We start from the raw sequence: 5,276 nt of genomic DNA on the forward strand, positions 1-5,276 counted from the left end.
CATCCATAAAGCTTGCTCCATTAGCTAAAAAATTAAATGAATCATACACTACAGCGCTTTCAGCGCATAGGGTTTGGTATATTGAGGCCAGGCATTGACGTAGCACGGAAAAACCCCTTATATTGAACAAAGCTTCGATGTACCGCGGAACGTGGAGAACGGAGCAGGATAGGTTAGTCAGAACGCTGATAAAGGCATCTTCATAGCCATATAGGCACCTAATAATAGGCTATGATATAATCAGTACAATATTAATTAATTGTGAATATAAAAAGTGCAGAATCATGTTGAAAAACACCCTGAATCTCTAGGGATATACTTTGCTACTGAGATGTGGGAACGCTATGGTTTTTATGTCGTACAATCACTTTTAGCCCTCTATTTAGCCTTACATTTTAAATGGCCCGATAAACAAATTTATGCGCTAGTCGGTTCGTTTACCGCCCTAACCTACCTTTCACCTGTGGTTGGCGGTTGGATTGCCGATAAATTAATCGGTCAAAAAAGAGCCGTACTCTTAGGCGCTATCGTACTTTTTATCAGCTATTGTCTTCTTTCTTCTGTAGATAGTGTAAACGTGCTCACTGCGTCACTTGCAGGTATCGCCGTAGGTACAGGTTTATTAAAACCAAATATCTCTTCTTTGCTCGGTAATGAATATTTACAAGGTTCAGCACGGCGTGAAAGCGGTTTTACCATTTTTTATATGGGAATTACCTCCGGTATCATTTTAGGTACTACGCTGCCAAACATACTTAATGAACATTTTGGCTGGGCTGCATCATTTACCAGTGCCGCAATAGGCATGGTCATTGCCTTCTTGGTGTTTTCGTTTGGTATCAAGAAATACAAAATCAAGGACTATAATCCTTTTGTATTTCAATTTAAAAAAATTGTTCTCGCCTTCCTATTAATCGTGTTTCTTTGGGGCTTATCGTTTTACATCTTAAATTCTCCCAAATTAGCGAATATTGTCTTTGGATTAGTGGTCTTATTCTCCGCGGGTTACATTAGTTATGCGGTTAGTGGCGAAAATGCCAATCAATCACGACAAACACTGGTGATTGGTTTACTCTGTATTATTTCGGTCGTATTTTGGTCATTCTATTTCCAGATGTTTATGTCCTTAACTCTATTCATCTCTCGAGTGGTAGAACCAACTTTTTGCGGTATTCAATTCCCTGCGCCCTATTATGTGACTATTCAAAGTATTGGTATGCTCATAATCGGTTATTTTTTAGCGAATGGAGCAAGCTTTATGGATGCGAACAAGTCTAAGCGGGTAATTAGGGCAAATCACGGTACAGAAAAGCAGGCCCAAAATTGGTTAGCCGAAGCTGCATTACGTATGCTTCATAATAATCTGGATCCAGAGGTTGCTGAAAATCCCGATTCATTAATTGTTTATGGTGGTTTGGGAAAGGCTGCACGCAACTGGGAGTGCTTTGAAAAAATTGAAGAAGTACTTAAATCATTAGAAGCAAATCAGACGCTGTTAGTCCAATCGGGCAAGCCGGTAGGGGTCTTTACCACTCATGAAGATGCACCACGCGTATTAATTGCGAATTCAAACCTCGTTCCTCTCTGGGCAACTTGGGACCATTTCAATGAACTCGATAAAAAAGGCTTAATGATGTATGGCCAAATGACGGCTGGAAGTTGGATTTACATTGGCTCACAAGGCATTGTTCAAGGCACTTATGAAACCTTTGTGTCTGCTGCCAGCAAACATTATCAGGGTGATTTTTCTGGTCGCTGGATTCTTACCGCAGGTTTAGGCGGCATGGGTGGGGCGCAACCTTTGGCTGGCACAATGGCTGGCGCCAGCGTGTTAGCGGTAGAGTGTGATTTATTACGTATTGAAAAGCGTTTAAAAACACGTTATTTGGACCGATACACTACCGATTTGGACGAAGCTTTAGCTTGGATTAATGAATCTTGTGTTCAGAAAAAGCCTTTATCCGTGGCTGTGTTAGGCAATGCAGCGGAAGTGTTTCCAGAATTGGTTGCACGCGGCGCGACTCCTTCATTAGTAACCGATCAAACCAGTGCCCATGATCCGCTTAATGGATATTTACCTGCGGGCTGGACTTTAGAGTACGCAGAAAAAATGCGGAAAACCACTCCTGAAGAAGTGGTTCATGCAGCTAAAAAATCAATGGCCACTCAAGTTCATGCAATGCTTGAGTTTCATAAACGAGGTATTCCAGTTTTTGATTATGGGAATAACATTCGTCAAATGGCTCTTGAAGCTGGCGAACAGCATGCATTCGATTTTGAAGGTTTTGTACCGGCATACATTCGCCCACTATTTTGTGAAGGCATAGGGCCATTCCGTTGGGTTGCTCTATCTGGGGATCCTGAGGATATTTATGCAACGGATGAAATGGTTAAAAAGCTAATTCCTGATAATAAACACGTACACCGCTGGCTGGATATGGCTAAAGAAAAAATTGCCTTTCAAGGATTACCTGCGCGTATTTGTTGGGTGGGATTAAAAGATAGAGCGCGATTGGCTTTAGCTTTTAATGAAATGGTGAAGAGCGGGGCGGTTAAGGCACCGATTGTTATCGGGCGCGATCATTTGGATTCGGGTTCGGTTGCGAGTCCGAACCGTGAAACTGAAGGCATGATGGATGGAAGTGATGCTGTATCTGATTGGCCTTTACTAAATGCGTTGCTAAATTGTGCTGGTGGAGCTACTTGGGTGAGTATTCATCATGGTGGGGGTGTTGGTATGGGATTTTCACAGCATGCAGGGGTTGTTATTGTTGCTGATGGAACCGAAAAGGCGGCTCAACGTTTAGCTCGTGTGTTGCATAACGACCCAGCTACTGGGGTGATGCGTCATGCTGATGCTGGTTATGAAATTGCGAAAAAGTGTGCTAAAGAAAATGGGCTGTGGTTGCCCATGGTGGAATAGGACGTAGGTTGAGATGATGGCATGATTTTCCTTCTCTCCGTCATTGCGAGGAATGTAATGACGAAGCAACCCAGGGGTGTTTCACTTCGTTTGCAATTACGGGAATATGTGGAGAGGAAGAATTACCACCCAAAATCCAACATCTTATCAAGTTGAAAAAAGGAGTTAGTTTTATGTCTGAGTATTTTATTCTCGAGCCGGGACAATTAACCTTACACTCAATCAAGCAAATTTTGAGTAATCAATTACCCTGTTCTCTTGCAAACCATGCATTTGCAGCAATTGATACCTCTCACCAAACGGTGAAAAAGGTAATCCAAGACAAAAAAACCGTTTATGGTATTAATACCGGTTTTGGTTCCTTAGCAAACCAAACAATACCCACTGAACATTTAAAACAATTACAGCGTAATATCGTGCTTTCCCATGCCTGTGGTACTGGCAAGTTATTGGACGACGACATCGTCGCTATGATTATGCTGCTTAAAATTAATAACTTGGCCCAAGGTTACTCAGGCGTACGTCTGGAATTAATCGATGCCTTACTTGCTTTGTTTAATCATCAAGTGTATCCCTGCATTCCAGCTAAAGGCTCAGTAGGTGCCTCAGGTGATTTGGCGCCTTTGGCACATATGTCCTTACCTTTACTTGGTGTAGGAGAAGTACGGCATCAAGGCAAAATAATTAGTGCTGTTGATGGTCTTACAATAGCAGGGCTTAAGCCATTTGAGTTGGAAGCTAAAGAAGGTTTGGCTTTACTTAATGGCCTTCAGGTTTCTACCGCTATTGCCATCAAAGCACTCTTTGTTACCGAGAGTCTATTTGAAGTGGCGGTGATTACCGGAGCCTTATCTGTTGATGCAGCACAGGGCAGTGATGTGCCTTTTGACGATCGCATTCATTTGGTGCGTGGCCATCAAACCCAACGTGAGGTTGCTGCATTATATCGAGAATTATTAGCCGGAAGCCAAATTCGCGAATCGCATCGTGATTGCTCTCGAGTTCAAGACCCTTATTCATTACGCTGCCAACCGCAAGTTATGGGGGCTGCCTTACATCAAATTAGTTTTGTTCGAGATACCTTACAAGTTGAAGCAAATGCTATTTCGGATAATCCTTTGGTGTTTAGTGAACAGGGCGATATACTTTCCGGTGGTAATTTCCACGGGGAAATTGTTGCCATGGCTGCGGATAATTTGGCTTTAGCGATTGCCGAAATTGGAGCGAGTTCTGAGCGTCGAATTGCCTTATTAATTGATAAGAATTTCAGTGGGTTACCTGCCTTCTTGATTAAAGAAAGTGGTTTAAACTCAGGCTTTATGATTGCCCATGTTACGGCCGCTTCCTGTGCTAGTGACAACAAGGCTTTAGCCCATCCTCATTCAGTAGATAGTTTACCCACGTCAGCCAATCAGGAAGATCATGTTTCAATGGCAACGAGTGCTGCTCGGCGTTTGCATGAAATGAATGATAATACTGCGACTATTTTAGCGATTGAAATGTTAGCTGCCTGTCAGGGAATTGAGTTTCATAAACCGTTAAAAACTTCACCCTTGTTGGAGGATGTGTATAATACGGTGCGAGCAGAGGTTGCTCCTTATGACCATGATCGTTATTTTGCGCCGGATATTGAGGCGGTAAAATCAATGATTTTGCGCGAGCAGTTTTCTCGGGCTGAAATGTAAACAACGAGGTTTGAGTGAGTATAGAAATTTATACAGATGGGGCCTGTAAAGGCAATCCTGGCCCTGGAGGTTGGGGTGTTTTGCTTCGCTATAAAGGGACGGAAAAAACCCTGCATGGCGGAGAAGCGCATACGACTAATAATCGTATGGAGCTCATGGCCGCGATTAAAGGATTGGAGGCGCTTACTCGTTCTTGTGACGTTGATTTGTATACTGATTCTCAATATTTAAGACAAGGTATGATGAGTTGGTTGCATGGCTGGAAAAAAAACGGCTGGCGCAACTCAAAAAAAGAGCCAGTGAAAAATGCTGATCTCTGGACTCTTTTAGACGAATTGGCATCACGCCATAAAATAAAGTGGCATTGGGTTAAAGGACACTCAGGGCATGCGGAAAATGAATTGGTTGACGCATTAGCCAACCAAGGTATTGAAGAACTAAGTGAGTAATTGATGCGACAAGTTGTATTAGATACAGAAACCACCGGAATCGGGCATGAGCAGGGTCATCGGGTCATCGAAATTGGCTGTGTGGAATTATTTGATCGAAAATTAACTGGAAAACATTTCCATGTGTACCTTAACCCTGAACGCTTGGTTGATGAAGGAGCATTTCGGGTTCATGGAATCAGCGATGATTTTTTAAAGGATAAACCTTTATTTTCGGAT

At 42.6% G+C, this 5,276-nt stretch carries 4 protein-coding genes and 1 pseudogene; all 5 read left to right on the forward strand.

Annotated features, from left to right (window positions below):
• Positions 1-274: 274 nt before the first annotated feature.
• Positions 275-1,243, forward strand: a pseudogene (locus ACQY7T_RS04350) (peptide MFS transporter); the annotation flags it as partial.
• A 15-nt stretch (positions 1,244-1,258) separates the two neighbouring features.
• Positions 1,259-2,923, forward strand: a complete 1,665-nt coding sequence (hutU, locus tag ACQY7T_RS04355) for a urocanate hydratase (RefSeq protein ID WP_428411491.1) — start codon at positions 1,259-1,261, stop codon at positions 2,921-2,923.
• 173 nt (positions 2,924-3,096) lie between these two features.
• A complete protein-coding gene (hutH, locus tag ACQY7T_RS04360) occupies positions 3,097-4,608 on the forward strand; it encodes a histidine ammonia-lyase (RefSeq protein WP_428411488.1) in 1,512 nt (503 codons plus the stop codon).
• Between the two features lie 14 nt (positions 4,609-4,622).
• Entirely contained in the window at positions 4,623-5,057 is a 435-nt protein-coding gene (gene rnhA, locus ACQY7T_RS04365; RefSeq protein ID WP_428411489.1) for a ribonuclease HI, read from the forward strand.
• Positions 5,058-5,060: 3 nt separating this feature from the next.
• Positions 5,061-5,276, forward strand: a 216-nt coding sequence (locus ACQY7T_RS04370) for an exonuclease domain-containing protein (protein ID WP_428411490.1), incomplete at its 3' end; no start/stop codon positions are given.

It is taken from the genome of Legionella sp. (assembly GCF_965140895.1).
Classification (GTDB): Bacteria; Pseudomonadota; Gammaproteobacteria; order Legionellales; family Legionellaceae; genus Legionella.

Coding starts and splice junctions, on each gene's coding strand:
- hutH (WP_428411488.1), top strand. CDS start 3,097: ATGTCTGAGTATTTTATTCTCGAGCCGGGACAATTAACCTTACACTCA.
- hutU (WP_428411491.1), top strand. CDS start 1,259: ATGGATGCGAACAAGTCTAAGCGGGTAATTAGGGCAAATCACGGTACA.